The sequence below is a fragment of the Ruegeria sp. YTSC003 genome, from assembly GCF_059609785.1.
Genome location: NZ_JBXWMK010000001.1, coordinates 741833 through 755844, shown reverse-complemented (window position 1 = coordinate 755844; position 14012 = coordinate 741833). Strand labels below are relative to the sequence as shown.

Genomic DNA, 14012 nt, shown 5'->3' with positions numbered 1-14012 from the left:
TAATCAAACCAACCAGATGAGCCACATCCTCTCTTAGATCAGAGCGCCATCTGTCCCAAAATCCCTGACGACGGACAGCTTGGCGAAGACGGAACCCTACCGGGCGGAAGAGCAGACGTTGATGTTGATGTCCGGCAGACTTTTGTAAACGTTCAAGGAGCCTACCGATTTGCGAACGGAGTCAATGCTTCGGGTCGACGTTACGCAGCAGATGCCACAATTGGCGTTCAGTGGAACCGGCTTAAACAAGAAATCGACATAGTTGGTCCTGGGCCCGGTGTAACGCTGGGCGGAACAGAGGATTGGTTCGAGCCGATGATCGCGCTCCGCTATGCGATGGAAATCAATGATAAATGGAGTTTCGCCAGCCGCGCCGAACTAAGTGGCTTCGGCGTGAATGGCGATGACCTGCAATACCTGCTTCTGGCCGGTTTCGACTGGAAAGGCTGGGAGAACACGTCCCTGCGATTTGGTTATCAGTTCTACGGAATTGACTATTCTACTGACCGCTCGGGCGGGGAGTTTGCCTATGATGTGGACCAGAATGGTATCTATGCTGCCGTCGCGTTTCATTTCTAAGATTGGCGGACGCAGCAAGACATGGGTTTGGGTGGGCTCAGCGCTTGCGAGTCTTGCGTTTGGCGCAAGCCAATCGATTGCAGATCTTGTGTCCCCCTACGGCGGAGAAACCGCGCCGAACTTTGTCGAGCTTTCGGTGCAGCCAGATCATGTTCGCGTTATCCTTGAGGTCGATTTGAGCGACTATCCCATATTCGTCATTCCAGATGATGGTTCGGGTATGTCGCTGGCTGAGCGTACGGGTCAAAACCTTCAGGTTTGGGCAGACGGCGAGGAACTGACCAGCGCGACGAATACGATTGATGTGCGACCCCGGACTTCGCGGCAGACAGCAGCGAGCGCTCAGTACCGACCACGCCCACGCAGCGAGTACGTCGTCTATGTGGATATGGAGTTTCCGTTCAATGGTAAGCCTGAACGGATCAAGTTTATTCCCCCGCTGAGCCCAGACGGGATTCCCCTGGCTTCACTTGGCGTTGTGGCCGAGCACATGGGTGTTCCGGTGACAGACTATCGTTACCTTTCTCAGGCTGAGACGATGCTGCCAGATTGGGATGATCCTTGGTTTAGCAAATTTGAGAATCCAAATTTCACCCGACACCACAAGTCCCCGATGATGTCTTTTCTGGCAATGGAACCGCGCGTCGTCCGGCACGAGATAATTTTGCGTTTGAAAGACTATGAGACTTGGGCGGATTTGGACTTTGGGGATACTGACCGGCTGACCACAGATGATGTCGTCAGGATCAAGTCTGGCGTCTCGGACTTTTTTGAGACCAGAAACCCGCTCGCCGTCGACGGCATGCCGATGAAACCGGAAACGGTGCAGGTCTCACGTATCAAAGTTGGGGCCGAAGGTTTGCGTGTTCTTCCGGATGAAGCGGAGGCAATCCGAAAGACGATGCTGCTGGGTGTTGTCCTTTCCTATCCGGTTGCGACCTTGCCGAACCGAGTTGATCTAGCATGGGAGCTTTTCCCGGATGGTCTGGATGTGATCCCGATCACCCTCTCCGATCCGGCTGGGGCAGTCCCTTCCCAGATTTATGCAACTGACCCCGTAGTAAACTGGAACAATCACCTGAAAACTTGGACAAACCCAAGAACGGGCCCGGTCGTTGTCAATGTCGCAGGTGTAACTCAGGTGCCTTCGATTGCGTTAGGCTTAGGCGTTTTGTGTTTGATATGCGCCTATTTTTCGTTGCAGCGTACAAACGGTCAGCGCCTGATCTTGCTTGGTCTGACTGGGGCATTCGGTGCCGCTGCGATTGTCACATACTCGTTGCAAAACCTGTCGACAGCGCCCGAGCCGGATGAGATCGCAACGCGTCAAATCTTAGAAGGGCTGGTGACCAACATCGGAACCACGATGCTTGAGACGCGAGATGACAATGCCGTGGCGACGATGGAGCCATATGTCGAAGCAATCAATCGCGACAAGGTTCAAGCAGAAATGCGTCGTGGCTTGTCGGTTACTTTGCCCTCTGGCGCCATGGCTCGCGTCGAAGCGATTTCAGACCTGAATGTCGAGAGCTTCACGCCCGGCGAAGAAAGAAATCAGCATCAGGCCCTCGCCAGTTGGACTGCCCGTGTAAGCGGAGGTCATTGGGGGCATCTACATAGGCAAGCGGTTTCTTATCGTGGCTTGCTAGATGTTTCGCGGCATGGCGACCAATGGATGCTTGATGACCTGACGATTATAAGCGCCAAAACAGGAGGGTAATTCTGTGGTAGTGGTTAGGTTGTTTTTTGCCACGTTCCTGTTTGCCATGATCTTTTTGTGCGCAGGCAGAGCAGAGGCGCATTTCAATCTAAACCAGAATGTCCGCATTCATCATGTGGCCCATTCGGAAGATGGCTTAGATGTCTATTTGCGCCTTCCGATGCCGTATTTGGTTGCGGAGCTCGTCGGTCCCGAAGGCCCGGACGGTTTGCCCGAACCAGCACCTTACACATACAATCAAATCGAAGATGGCGTGCTCATGCACTACTTGGATAAGGCCGCATTTCACAAAGACCCAACCGGCTTGGCTCGTATTGCTGTAAACGGCTTTGTGCTATCTATCGATGGTCACCGACAAACATCAGTAATCGTCTCGATAAGACTGCATCCAATGGGGCAAGAGCCCGGATTTGCTACGCTTAATGAGGCACGCGCGGCACTTGCTCAAAGAGATGATTTTCCAACAACGGAGATTTATGTTGGCGAGGTGATGGTTGACGTTCATCTGCGCTTTGTGACGGGAGAAATTGGAGCATACAGTTTATCCTACACTTCTGATCCGGGGCTTCCTGGACAAGAAGAAACGGCGAACCTGATCCTCGATTATAACGAGCAGGATGTTCGGACATTTCGTGCGCGGGGCCTGATGCATACCCCGGTTGATGTTTCCGGATCTGCGACCGCAGCCGCTTCGACCTTCTTTGTTGAAGGTATTCGGCATATTTTGGAAGGCCCCGATCATGTTCTCTTTGTGCTTTGCATGATCATCGGTGCTTTGAATTTACACAGCCTTCTCGCCCGTGTCACAGGCTTCACCCTAGGCCATACGGTAACGCTGATTTTGGGTTTCTTTGGCTTCGCGCCGAGCGGGGCGTGGTTTATCCCAACTGTCGAATTGGCAATAGCACTTTCAATAATCTACGCCGCTGCAATGGCGGTTTGGCCGCCAGAGAAAGGACATGGCGACCTCAAGGCCTTTGCCATCACGTCTGGCATTGGGTTACTGCACGGGTTTGGGTTCTCGTTCATGTTGCACCAAATTCTACGTGTGGATGCACCAAACGTTTGGCACAGCCTGTTGGCCTTCAACGTTGGAGTAGAGACTGGACAAGTCATGATCGTTCTATTGGTCTGGCCGTTGGTGTTGTTGTTGCGCAAACAACCAGGTCGTATCTGGGTCGGCTCTCGCGCCGCTGTTGCCGCTTGCGCAAGTCTGGTCGCAATGGTTTGGGTAGTAGAACGGGCAGAGTTCTTTCTCTGACACTTGGGTTGTTGACATGAAGCACGCAGCTGCTGGCAATCTGACACGCGGCTTTGGCCGATGTGCGGTCAGTTCTTTGCGTGTCACTCAATCTGCAAAGTCTTGGATTGAATGTCCGGTTTGGGCCGCCTGTGTAATATGATTGGGGCTTCTGATGGATGCTGCAATGATTTCGGTTTCAAGGCAATAATTGTCGAATATGCTTCGGATATCGCGGATGAGATCGATCCCGTCCAAACTGATGTCGTCCAATCTGCCAATGAAAGGCGACACATAGGTCGCGCCGGCTTTCGCAGCTAAGAGTGCTTGATTGGGTGAGAAACAGAGCGTGAGGTTTGTGCTGATACCTTCCATTTTGAAATGAGCACAGGCTCTGAGGCCCTCCAAGGTCAGCGGCAGTTTGACAACGACGTTGTCTGCGAGGGACGCGAGTTGCTCTCCTTCCGCAACCATTCCTGCGGCATCTAAAGCTGTAACTTCTGCCGACACAGGCGTATCCGTAAGAGTGCAAATTTCCGCAATGACTTCTTTGAAATCGCGGCCGGACTTTGCGATTAGACTTGGATTGGTGATAACTCCATCCAATAATCCGAAGTCTATCAGGTCTATAATTTCGTTTACTTCTGCGGTGTCCACAAAGCACTTCATAAGCTTCCCTCATCGTGTATAGGACGACGTTAATTGCACTGGAAAACGTCGGTAACCGTTAGTACCAGCAGATCGCTTTTGCGTCGGTTGTGTCTGATCAAAACGCGTAACGCATACCGAATTCGGTGTAATTCTAGTTCAATGTCAGGTCGGCTTTTTTGCTTTCTCTGAAGACAAGTTCAGCATTCGGCAGATCGATATTTGTCGCGCGTTGCAGGGCGGCTTTTGGGTCAAACCCATACTTGATCCAGCGGTTTTGCAGCCTCCTTTCAATCTCCTCCAAAGTCGGACTGATAAAAACCGTTGCGGCATAGACATCCGACAATTTTCTCCACGGGTCGCTTTTCATCAGAAGGTAGTTTCCCTCAACGACGATAGTCGGAGTTTCTGGGTGAACAGCAATCGCGTTGGCAATGGCCAGATCCATTTGGCGGTCGAATTTGGGGTGAAAGGACTCTTGTTGTGTAGACTGCAGTCCTCTGATTGCATTGCAAAACCCAAATCCGTCGAAGGTTTCTGGCGCGCCTTTTCTCGCTAGCAGACCACGCGACTCAAGTACGCGATTGTCCAGATGATAGCCGTCCATGGGTACCAGCGAGGCTAACGGAACCGCAGAACATTGTTGTGCGTTCAGCGTTTGCACAACGGTTTCTGCCAGATTCGACTTTCCGGATGCAGGGGGGCCGGCGATTGCGACAATCGTCCGAACCCCAACCTGCCTCCGGGAGGAGATCAGGTCGCACACGCGCTTTGCGTCCTGCTCGATCACGCGGCGTCTTCTTTTGGTGGTTCTTTGGCGCCGGTCATAAAGGCCACGGCGTCGGACATCGTGTAATCCTTGGGATCAATGGTGCAGAGCCTTTTGCCCAGCCGATGCACATGGATGCGATCCGCGACTTCGAAGACATGTGGCATGTTGTGACTGATCAGGATGATTGGAATGCCACGTGCGCGTACGTCTTGGATGAGTTCAAGCACCTTGCGGCTCTCTTTCACGCCCAAAGCTGCTGTGGGCTCGTCCATGATGATAAACTTGGTCGCAAAGGCGGCTGCGCGCGCAACGGCAACGCCTTGGCGCTGGCCGCCGGACAACGTCTCTATCGCCTGGTTGATCGACTGCACGGTCATCAGGCCAAGCTCGGTTAATTTTTCGCGGGCGAACTTCTCCATAGCTTGCCGGTCGAGCTGACGCATGTATTTGCCCATGAAACCCTTTTTGCGGATCTCGCGCCCCATGAACATGTTGTCCGCAATTGAAAGGGCAGGAGACATGGCAAGCTGCTGATAGACGATTTCGATACCCATATTGCGGGCGTCGATTGGAGAGCTAAAGTTTACCTTCTTCCCTTCGATCAGAATCTCGCCCTCATCCGGGATGGTGGCCCCGCAAATCGCCTTGACGATGGAAGATTTACCCGCACCGTTGTCCCCGATAACTGCAAGGATTTCTCCTTGTCGCAGTTCAAAGTCGGAATGGTCGATGGCGGTGACGTGGCCATAACGCTTCACGATCCCGCGCCCTTGGACGACTGGAGTTGTGTCTGACATTAGCCCGATACCTTTCTGATCCACTGGTCGACTGCGACCGCTGCGATGATGAGAAGACCGATCAACAGGAAGGTCCACTGTGCATCTGCGCCCAGAAGCCTCAGCCCCAGAGTAAACACGCCAACGATCAGAGCTCCGAACAACGATCCCAGAATGGATCCTCGCCCGCCGAACAATGAGATGCCCCCGATCACAACCGCGGTGATACTTTCAATGTTGGCCAATTGGCCGGAGGTCGGCGAGACCGACCCGATGCGCCCAATCAAAGCCCAGCCCGCAAAGGCGCAGATCAATCCGGACAGCATGTAGACGGACATCAGAGTTCTGTGGACGTTGACACCGGAGAGCTCGGCAGCCTCTGGATCGTCTCCGACCGCATAGACATGCCGCCCCCAGGCCGTGTGTTTGAGTGCATATGCCAACACAAAAATCAGGACGAGCATGAAAACGACGCCAACTGTAAAGGTCGCTCCACCAATGCTGAACTTGGTTCCAAAAAACTGAAGGAACGGCGCGTTTGCCTCAATATCCTGACTGCGAATGGTTTCGTTCGCAGAATACAGGAAGTTTGTAGCCAGAACGATTTGCCACATTCCAAGCGTGACGATAAATGGCGGGAGCTTAACTCGGCTGACAAGCCACCCGTTAAGGGCTCCGATCAAAGTTCCGACTGCAAGCCCGCACATAACGGCAATTGGCACTGGAATACCGTACCGAAACGTAAACTGCCCCATGATGACGGAAGAAAAAACCATGATCGCACCGACGCTCAGATCAATTCCGGCCGTCAGAATAACAAGGCTTTGCGCGGCAGCCACGATGCCCACAATCTGGACCTGTTGAAGGATCAAAGTCATTGCGAACGGAGAGAAGAACTTTGAGCCCAGAAGCAGGCCAAAAATCAACATTGCACTGACTAAGACAATAAGAGGTACAAAGGATGGATTGACGTGAAGAAGATGCTGCAACCTCCCCAGAACGCCACGCCGATGGTCCTCAAAAGCCGCAACAGTTTCTGTTCTGCTAGCAGCGGATTCAAATTCCTGGGCGCTTTGGTTTGCTTCGGACATATCTCCCCCTTTTCGCGGGCGGCGTAACGCCCACGAGATCAGTGTACAGGAAGTTTCGGTTTGCTGGTGAAAGGAGTGATGAGGCGCTCTCATGCGCCTCATTCATTAGGTCTTTTTAGCCCCAGCAGAGTTCTAAGCCTTCGGCGACCGAGATCGAATCCACGCCATCAACAGGTTGGTCCGTGATGAGCGCGACTCCGGTATCGTAGAAGTCTTTTCCGGGCGTGTTTTCAGGCTTTACGCCTTCTTCAGCCCATTTTTTGATAGCCTCGACGCCAAGCGAAGCCATCAAAAGCGGATACTGCTGGCTTGTGGCACCAATAACTCCGGCCTGCACATTTTGTACACCGGGGCAGCCACCGTCGACCGAAACGATCAGCACATCGTTTTCACGTCCAATAGATTTCAATGCCTCATAGGCACCTGCCGCCGCCGGCTCGTTGATCGTGTGAACCACGTTGATCGTCGAGTCCTTGGCCAGAAGGTTTTCCATGGCACGGCGCCCACCTTCTTCGTTGCCGTCGGTCACGTCACTGCCGACCAATCGAGCATCAGATTCATCGCCGATGACATTGGGGTCTGCCAGGTCCACACCGAAGCCGTCGAGGAAGCCCTGATTGCGAAGAACGTCCACGGTTGGCTGACTGACGTTCAGATCAAGCGTCGCAATTTTGGCGTCAGCCACTGCGTCGCCCATCTTTGCCTTCGCCCATTGTCCGATCAACAGGCCAGCTTTGTAGTTGTCAGTCGCAAAGGTTGCGTCAGCGGAATCAATCGGGCTTAGCGGCGTGTCCAGAGCGATAACCAACAGGCCAGCGTCACGCGCCTGCTGAACAGCGGGGACAATCGAGCTTGTGTCCGAGGCCGTCAGGAGAATTCCCTTTGCGCCGTCGAGAATACAAGTTTCAATGGCCTGAACTTGAGTTTCATGGTCGCCGTCGATTTTACCGGCAAAGGCCTTCAAGGTCATGCCAAGCTCTTCGGCCTTGGCCGTTGCGCCTTCCTTCATCTTTACAAAGAATGGATTGGTATCTGTCTTCGTGATCAGACAAACGGTTTCTCCGGCTGCGTGAGCAGATGCAGCAGCCACCGTAAGCGCGGTAGCAGATGCGGCAATCTTGAATAGATTTTTCATGTAGTCCTCCCAGAAAATTGTTGATGCCCCGCATGGCAGGCCAACGAGACTCGCCCTCATCCTCCAATGAAGGTCTATTTCAAGAAACTGTGATTCTAGTCCTTCTGTCAATAAATAAATAAAGTTTATTTATTAATTTACCGAAGTACCTTTTCATAAGAAAACAAGGTGTTTATGTTCAGGCTTATGGAGAGAGAAGCGCTCAACACACTGACCGGTGGGGTAAGTCAAAGCGGGGTTCGCGATCACAACGAGCGTCTGATTTTGACAGTTTTACAACGGCATGGGCCCGCCGCAGGCGCCGACGTCGCGCGATTAACGGGCCTGTCTCCTCAGACTGTATCAATCATTCTGCGCAAGCTAGAAAAGGACGCGATTCTCAAGCGTGGTACTCCACTTCGCGGGAAGGTTGGAAAGCCCTCAACCCCTATGGAATTAAACCCGGAAGGCATCTTGTCGGTTGGGATGAAGATCGGGCGGCGTAGCGCCGATCTGCTCTTGATCGACTTTACTGGCACGCCGCGCCGCCAACTTTCCACGACTTATGACTATCCGCTACCAGAGGTCATTTTCGGTTTTTTGGAGTCTGGTTTGGAAACGCTTCTGTCCCACGAGCCTCAGAGGCTTCGTGATCGTGTTTGTGGGATCGGGATCGGGACTCCATTTGAACTTTGGAAATGGCACGATCTGTCTGGGCTTGCTGCAAAAAAATTTAGGTCTTGGAGAAACGTGAATTTCTTTTCCGAGGTCGCCAAGTTCAGCGATTTGCCGGTTTTTGTGGTCAACGACGCGACAGCCGCCTGTCACGCAGAGCATCTCTATGGACGTGGGGCAGAATACCGTGACTACTTCTACTTTTTTATTGGCTCAATGATCGGCGGCGGTGTTGCATTGAACGGCACCGTGTTCGAAGGCAACCAAGGCAATGCCGGTGCATTGGGCGCCATGCGCACGACCGGTCCTTTGGGTGAAAGCCAACAACTGATCGACACGGCGTCGCTGTTTTTGCTCGAGGACCGATTGATCGAAGCGGGTGTCGACCCGGGGATTCTATGGGAGAAGCCGCAGGACTGGAGCAGCATTTCCCGCTATGTCGAGCCGTGGATTGGCACCACGGCGCAAGAATTAGCTAAGGCCGCTCTTTCAATCTGTGCTGTCATCGACTTCGAGGCCATTCTTATCGATGGCGCGTTCCCGCCTGAGGTTCGGGAAGAACTGGTGTCTAGGGTTCGCCGTTACTTAGTCAATCAAGACAAACGCGGCTTGATTCCTCCGGTCGTTGAGGCCGCTGCGGTTGGGGAAAACGCTCGCGGCATTGGGGCGGCTAGCAGCCCAATTTTCCGCCAGTTTCTATTGAATACCAATGCTGGGCTTTCTGGAATGTAGAGGAAGCTCGTCGTCGTCAAACTTCCTGATCAAGAAAGAATCGCGGATCCTGCTCAAGGAGGCGGCCTTTGAAGGGCCGCTTTGGCGCGGTTGCAGCGCAGTATAGAAAAAGCAGCGGAGGACCGGATTGGGCCGTCTGCGTGATCAGCTGGCGGCGGGGCAGGAGCCTGCGCTGAAAAGGCACCGAGGTCCGTAATGAGCCCATAGTGTTCGCGTCTGTTATTTTGCGTTTTGGCAATGGTAGTGTGTGAGCAGCCTGATAGTGATGATGTTTATTAACCAACTCGCATTCACGGTCGATTGGACAACCTATTTTGCAGAGACTTACACTTCTTGCCACCGCTCTTTTTTTGCTGTCCTAATTTGGGCATTTTACCCACGCGAAAACGACTTGAACCGACCAGACCCAGAGTTCTTGGCGACCGACGCGTATTTTCGATTGGGCGATTTCGTGATTTCTGTGCCAGTGGTATCGGTGCAAAGACTTACCGAGCCGCCAAACAACACTGATCCTCTTCCGAAGTTTAGAAATAGCGGGCCATTCGGTGAGTCTCGGTGGTTTGCGACCCAAAACTATAAAACTGCGATGCGCGAATTTGCAGCTGAGCCAACACAGCCCGCGGAAGTATCTAATATTAGACTAAATTTTGGTGTCTACGGAACCTACGGCGAGTACGGCATATCACAAGAAATTTGCCCAAAGTTGTCGTCGGAGTGGAGCCGGAAGGCATGCAACAATCAGCTTCGAATGGAGCTGAAGAACCTCCCTGCTGATTTGTATTTGTCCACCGAATTGGGTCTGAAAGTATTTGAACACCATCATTTTGCAGGGCTGCCGAATGCAGAGGTGGCGGCTCTAATTGATGAGATGTACCCCATTCAAAACAAGGCAAATGTGGCTTGCGCTGACGGTCAAAATAAATGCTACGCAGCCATTTTGATAGCAGATGGGATTTATGCCGTTTGGTCTTTCATCTGCACAAATGCTCACGAGGCTGTCTGCGAAAACAAACTTATTGCAGAGGGTGCCGAAGTCCTAAAGTTTGTGGCAACTAAACTCCGAGCCGGGTAAAAGGCAAAGTCGGCTTTGTCCGCAGAGCGGACATTTGGCACTCCTTTTTGTTGACTTTTGATTGTCTGCCCTGAGCCCAGAATGACCGATGCCGCACCGTGCATATCTGCGCAAAGCCGCACTTAGTCGAGCCTGACATTGCGACCGCAGCTAAGGTCTGCTGTTTATGGTCGACTGTTACTTTTTGCTGTTTGACAGAATGGTATAATCGCAAAAAGCGGCAAGCCGTCGTTCCCACTACATTCCTTTCGTGGGCCAACGGAATTTGGACAAGCCAAACGCCCTTGGCCGTCAGCGTGAGGACGCTGCCCTCCCCCTCAGGGAACCCTATTAGACAGGGCCGTGTCCTTGGCTGCGCCTGCGGACCGCACCACCCCTGTCGAATAGCAATGCCTCACCCCGTCCAGCGTTCGCCACGTGGCAGAATAGCCGGCACAGGCAGCTTCGCTGTCTGGCCTACAAATCAGCCCTGATTTTCCGAAAGGGAAGTCAGATCAAGCGAATCTGTTTGCGTGAGTATGAAATGGGGAGCGGGTTAGTCTATGGCACAAAGGTCAAATTCACCTGATGCCCAACGTTAGGGGCGCCTTCTGATGTCGAATGTTCACTGCTTTTCTGGTCCAACTATGACGGTTGGGTCGGTCTCGTGTGACTTTCAGCATTTATGTCGGGTGGCACATAGTTTTTTCATTTCTTCCTGGTTAATTTATTGATTTTAAACAGGTTGAATTTTCTCCGACGCACCAATCTTGTCATTTTGTGACTCAAAGGCCTTTCATTTGGACACGCCACTAAAACGACCCAAAAGCGATTACGCTGAAAACCGATATGCGGTCTGTGCTGCCGCGTAGTACAGGCTTTTTTGCTCTTCCTGGGTCAACTCGGCAAACAATTCGTTAAATGCGGTCCAAACCCTTTCATAGGACGATGTAAGCTCCTCGACCGGAAAATTACTGCCTAGCATGCACCGTTTCGAGCCAAACACATGTAGCACGTGCTCAACCAAAGGCCTGATAGTATCAACGCTCCAATGTGGGTCTGCTCGCGATCAACCCGAAATCTTCATGAACGTGTTCGGAAGCGCGGCTAGCGCGTTGATACCTTCCATCCATACTTGCAGTGCATGGTTATCACCCAAATCTGGTGACCCCAGTTGATCGATGATAACAGTCACATCCGGATGGTCCGAAAGGAACACCGCAAACTGGCTGAGGTGAGTATGCCAGCATGTCAGATCGAACGAAACATTAACATTGGCCAGCTTTGCAAAGCCGCGACACCAGGCGGATTTCTTCAGCATGTCTTCTTCGAGAATATCCGGCCGAGGTAAAGGCTTTTCCCACCAAATATCTTGGCGGATACCAGCGAAAACAGGATGGCGCGCATGTCGCTCCAGTTTGCTTTCCAAATGTGGATCGGAAAGATCCGCATAGGCGACGAACCCGGCGATCTGGTTGCCATTCGGATGCTCATCAACCGTTTTCTGAAGCCACGCCGTCTCTTCAACGGGGTCAAGCGCATGGTTGACTTCTGCCTGCACAACTACGAACGAAGTGCCCACATTTGAAGATTCAGAGATCGCATCATCCAAAAGATAGGTTTCAGGCAGATTGGAAAATGACCCGCTTTGATACCAACGATAGTCAAAGCGAGCTGTGTCCCAAAGGTGAAGATGCGTATCGACCTGCTGCATTTTCATATCTCCGTGCACAGTGTGCTGGAGCCTACCACAGTCCCGTACGACCAATGACGACTTTACGCTTTTCGAAGCTTTTACATCAACCAACGAACGACCCCTCTCACCCTGACGAATCCAAGCAAACCGCCGAGGTAAAGGTTCATCGAGGCGCCAAGTGCAATGAATCCCGAATGTCCGAAGACCGTAACTGTCTCGATGGCCTGTTCGGTGCCAGACACAAGGCTGAGCCAGGCCAGGCATTGGGGAACAATTCTGTGCTCACCAAATCCACGCCTGCACCTGCGCGGTTAGCGCAAATCCAAAGACACGTGCAATTAACCACATAGCGATGAGGCGAGGGAAGCAATGCCGAAACCTGAGTGGCGAAAGTCATCAGGCCCGAAGACACAAAGGTCGAAGCCCAGACATAAGTTCGCGCCCGCATGCCATTTTCAGAGAACCAGCTTGCAACTTCAGTCCCTGTCGACTCGATTGTGGGAACCGCGCTTCCGCGGGCGACAAAGCAGAAGACTAAAAACGCGCACGTGAAAAGAACGTTTATGAATAGAAAATTTCCTGCGGTGAGGCGCATTGGCAGTTCTTTCATCTAAAAATCGTAGGTCGGCAATTTTCTGACCTGTGCAACGCTTGTGGAATGTCGAAATGGATGCTGATGTCTAATTCAGAATAAACCGCACCCAGCGCAGAACCTCGACAAGGTAACTTGTTTCCACTCTTCAGACTGATTGCAGGCAACACCGATCATCTGAGGACGGAAAGCTCTGGCATGCCGGAGCTCTCCTGGTCGAGCCAATGTCCCTGTTGTGATGTTCAATCAGTCGGTGAATTTGTATTCTCCCAGATCGCACAGGTTCAGCCGAAAATCCTTGGCTTCCCAACCGTCGGCAAAAGTTCCGCGAATGTCATAGATGCAGGTCGTCAACCGATCAGCAATATCAACATCAATTTCGTATCCTGGTGCGAGGTAAACACCAGCCAGGAGATTTTCTCCCAATCGCCGGATGACGCTGGAGAGACATTGAATTCGACAAGATCAGAGCTGCTTTCATTGTAGAGGAGGAATGCGAAGTCCTCCGCTACCGCAGGGGAATAGGCCGCTGTGGCGACTGCAACCAGCGCCGCCAGGATAGGTTTTTTTATCTGATAGATCCTTCTGTAAGAGATAATTTTCGTCGACCAACTACTTGAACGAGATGTGAGTGACGGCACGGCGGTTCTGAAGTAAACCAGCCTGCATCGCGTAGCGCAGCCAATAAGAAGCTTTATTCCTTACCTCACCATAGGACGCGCAGACCAGCGGTTGCACCGATGCCGCAGTTGCCGCTTGTCTCGATGGACTGGCGGTAAGACACTTCTCCAAAAAGGGCGCTTCCGTTGGTCCAATCCAGAGCTCTGCCATAACCGATTTCAGCCCAGTTTCTGTCACCGCGCGAGGACAGTTCCGCACCGGAAACGGTGACGTTGGATACACTTGAGAGGTCATGGATTAAGTTTTGAAGTTGTAGTTGGCGATATAGCGCTCCCGCATGTCGATGGCCCCCCAATCGACCAGTGTCGCCTCTCGAAGGCGAACCCCCGTGTCAATCAGGTAAATGAACAGGTCGTAGGCCTTTGACCGTGCTGAGGCGTCGGGATATACAGCGTCTTTGGCGGCCCATATTCGCAAGGGGCATCAGACCAGCGCAACCCATTGCGATTGATGAAAATAATGCCGCTCAACACACGCCGATCATCAACCCTCGGCTTGCCATGGCTCTTTAGAAGGTAAGGCCGAAGACGCTCCATCTGTTCGTCTGTCACTCAGAATAGATTGCTCATGATATACCCCTGAAACAATGGGGCTTTACGCACGCAGCCGAGTTAGTGGCAACATATTCAATGGGTCCAGAACTAA

Annotated in this window: 12 protein-coding genes and 2 pseudogenes; 5 read left to right on the top strand and 9 right to left on the bottom strand. The window is 52.4% G+C overall.

The window, feature by feature from the left end; translation table 11 throughout:
• Positions 1 to 315 precede the first annotated feature (315 nt).
• Genes AC2FFH_RS03725 through AC2FFH_RS03715 form a run of 3 tightly spaced genes read left to right on the top strand, consistent with a single transcriptional unit; the run spans position 316 to position 3560 of the window.
• Positions 316 to 579 carry a porin gene (locus AC2FFH_RS03725; RefSeq protein WP_496843770.1) on the top strand — a complete coding sequence of 88 codons (264 nt, stop codon included), beginning with the start codon at positions 316 to 318 and terminating at the stop codon, positions 577 to 579.
• Positions 554 to 2299, top strand: coding sequence for a hypothetical protein (locus AC2FFH_RS03720; RefSeq protein WP_496843769.1), 1746 nt, complete (start codon positions 554 to 556; stop codon positions 2297 to 2299). The genes AC2FFH_RS03725 and AC2FFH_RS03720 overlap by 26 nt, the downstream gene beginning before the upstream one ends.
• A 4-nt stretch (positions 2300 to 2303) precedes the next feature.
• The gene (locus AC2FFH_RS03715) at positions 2304 to 3560 is read left to right on the top strand and encodes a HupE/UreJ family protein (RefSeq protein WP_496843768.1); all 1257 of its coding nucleotides are present in this window, start codon (positions 2304 to 2306) and stop codon (positions 3558 to 3560) included.
• 87 nt (positions 3561 to 3647) lie between these two features.
• Here the strand turns inward: AC2FFH_RS03715 and AC2FFH_RS03710 are convergent, their stop codons facing one another.
• The 5 genes from AC2FFH_RS03710 to AC2FFH_RS03690 form a co-directional block, all read right to left on the bottom strand.
• Positions 3648 to 4208 carry a transaldolase family protein gene (locus AC2FFH_RS03710; protein WP_496780497.1) on the bottom strand — a complete coding sequence of 187 codons (561 nt, stop codon included), beginning with the start codon at positions 4206 to 4208 and terminating at the stop codon, positions 3648 to 3650.
• A gap of 133 nt (positions 4209 to 4341) precedes the next feature.
• Positions 4342 to 4851 (bottom strand): nucleoside/nucleotide kinase family protein, encoded by a 510-nt coding sequence (locus AC2FFH_RS03705; protein ID WP_496843767.1) that lies wholly within the window; start codon positions 4849 to 4851, stop codon positions 4342 to 4344.
• A 122-nt stretch (positions 4852 to 4973) separates the two neighbouring features.
• A complete protein-coding gene (locus tag AC2FFH_RS03700) occupies positions 4974 to 5756 on the bottom strand; it encodes an ATP-binding cassette domain-containing protein (RefSeq protein WP_496768948.1) in 783 nt (260 codons plus the stop codon).
• Positions 5756 to 6826, bottom strand: a complete 1071-nt coding sequence (locus AC2FFH_RS03695) for an ABC transporter permease (protein WP_496768947.1) — start codon at positions 6824 to 6826, stop codon at positions 5756 to 5758. Before AC2FFH_RS03695 ends, AC2FFH_RS03700 begins: the two co-directional genes overlap by 1 nt.
• 115 nt (positions 6827 to 6941) lie before the next feature.
• Positions 6942 to 7961, bottom strand: coding sequence for a sugar ABC transporter substrate-binding protein (locus tag AC2FFH_RS03690; protein WP_496768945.1), 1020 nt, complete (start codon positions 7959 to 7961; stop codon positions 6942 to 6944).
• 186 nt (positions 7962 to 8147) lie between these two features.
• Between AC2FFH_RS03690 and AC2FFH_RS03685 the strand changes: the two genes are divergently transcribed.
• Together AC2FFH_RS03685 and AC2FFH_RS03680 are read left to right on the top strand one after the other, a co-directional pair.
• The gene (locus AC2FFH_RS03685; protein ID WP_496741360.1) at positions 8148 to 9347 is read left to right on the top strand and encodes an ROK family transcriptional regulator; all 1200 of its coding nucleotides are present in this window, start codon (positions 8148 to 8150) and stop codon (positions 9345 to 9347) included.
• 265 nt (positions 9348 to 9612) lie between these two features.
• The gene (locus AC2FFH_RS03680) at positions 9613 to 10419 is read left to right on the top strand and encodes a hypothetical protein (protein ID WP_496780495.1); all 807 of its coding nucleotides are present in this window, start codon (positions 9613 to 9615) and stop codon (positions 10417 to 10419) included.
• Positions 10420 to 11230: 811 nt separating this feature from the next.
• Here AC2FFH_RS03680 and AC2FFH_RS03675 read toward each other — a convergent pair.
• The 4 genes and pseudogenes from AC2FFH_RS03675 to AC2FFH_RS03660 form a co-directional block, all read right to left on the bottom strand.
• Positions 11231 to 12112, bottom strand: a pseudogene (locus tag AC2FFH_RS03675) (amidohydrolase family protein).
• Positions 12113 to 12932: 820 nt separating this feature from the next.
• The gene (locus tag AC2FFH_RS03670; protein ID WP_496768931.1) at positions 12933 to 13112 is read right to left on the bottom strand and encodes a hypothetical protein; all 180 of its coding nucleotides are present in this window, start codon (positions 13110 to 13112) and stop codon (positions 12933 to 12935) included.
• A gap of 492 nt (positions 13113 to 13604) precedes the next feature.
• Complete coding sequence (locus AC2FFH_RS03665; RefSeq protein ID WP_496768955.1) at positions 13605 to 13784, bottom strand: hypothetical protein; 180 nt, start codon at positions 13782 to 13784, stop codon at positions 13605 to 13607.
• A pseudogene (locus AC2FFH_RS03660) lies at positions 13754 to 13903 on the bottom strand (transposase); the annotation flags it as partial. The pseudogene AC2FFH_RS03660 and the gene AC2FFH_RS03665, both read right to left, overlap by 31 nt.
• Positions 13904 to 14012 lie beyond the last annotated feature (109 nt).

Excerpts from the sequence above, each read along its gene's own strand:
- AC2FFH_RS03720 (WP_496843769.1), top strand. The coding sequence starts at position 554 with ATGCTGCCGTCGCGTTTCATTTCTAAGATTGGCGGACGCAGCAAGACA.
- AC2FFH_RS03695 (WP_496768947.1), bottom strand. The coding sequence starts at position 6,826 with ATGTCCGAAGCAAACCAAAGCGCCCAGGAATTTGAATCCGCTGCTAGC.
- AC2FFH_RS03685 (WP_496741360.1), top strand. The coding sequence starts at position 8,148 with ATGGAGAGAGAAGCGCTCAACACACTGACCGGTGGGGTAAGTCAAAGC.
- AC2FFH_RS03710 (WP_496780497.1), bottom strand. The coding sequence starts at position 4,208 with ATGAAGTGCTTTGTGGACACCGCAGAAGTAAACGAAATTATAGACCTG.
- AC2FFH_RS03680 (WP_496780495.1), top strand. The coding sequence starts at position 9,613 with ATGATGTTTATTAACCAACTCGCATTCACGGTCGATTGGACAACCTAT.
- AC2FFH_RS03690 (WP_496768945.1), bottom strand. The coding sequence starts at position 7,961 with ATGAAAAATCTATTCAAGATTGCCGCATCTGCTACCGCGCTTACGGTG.
- AC2FFH_RS03700 (WP_496768948.1), bottom strand. The coding sequence starts at position 5,756 with ATGTCAGACACAACTCCAGTCGTCCAAGGGCGCGGGATCGTGAAGCGT.
- AC2FFH_RS03725 (WP_496843770.1), top strand. The coding sequence starts at position 316 with ATGATCGCGCTCCGCTATGCGATGGAAATCAATGATAAATGGAGTTTC.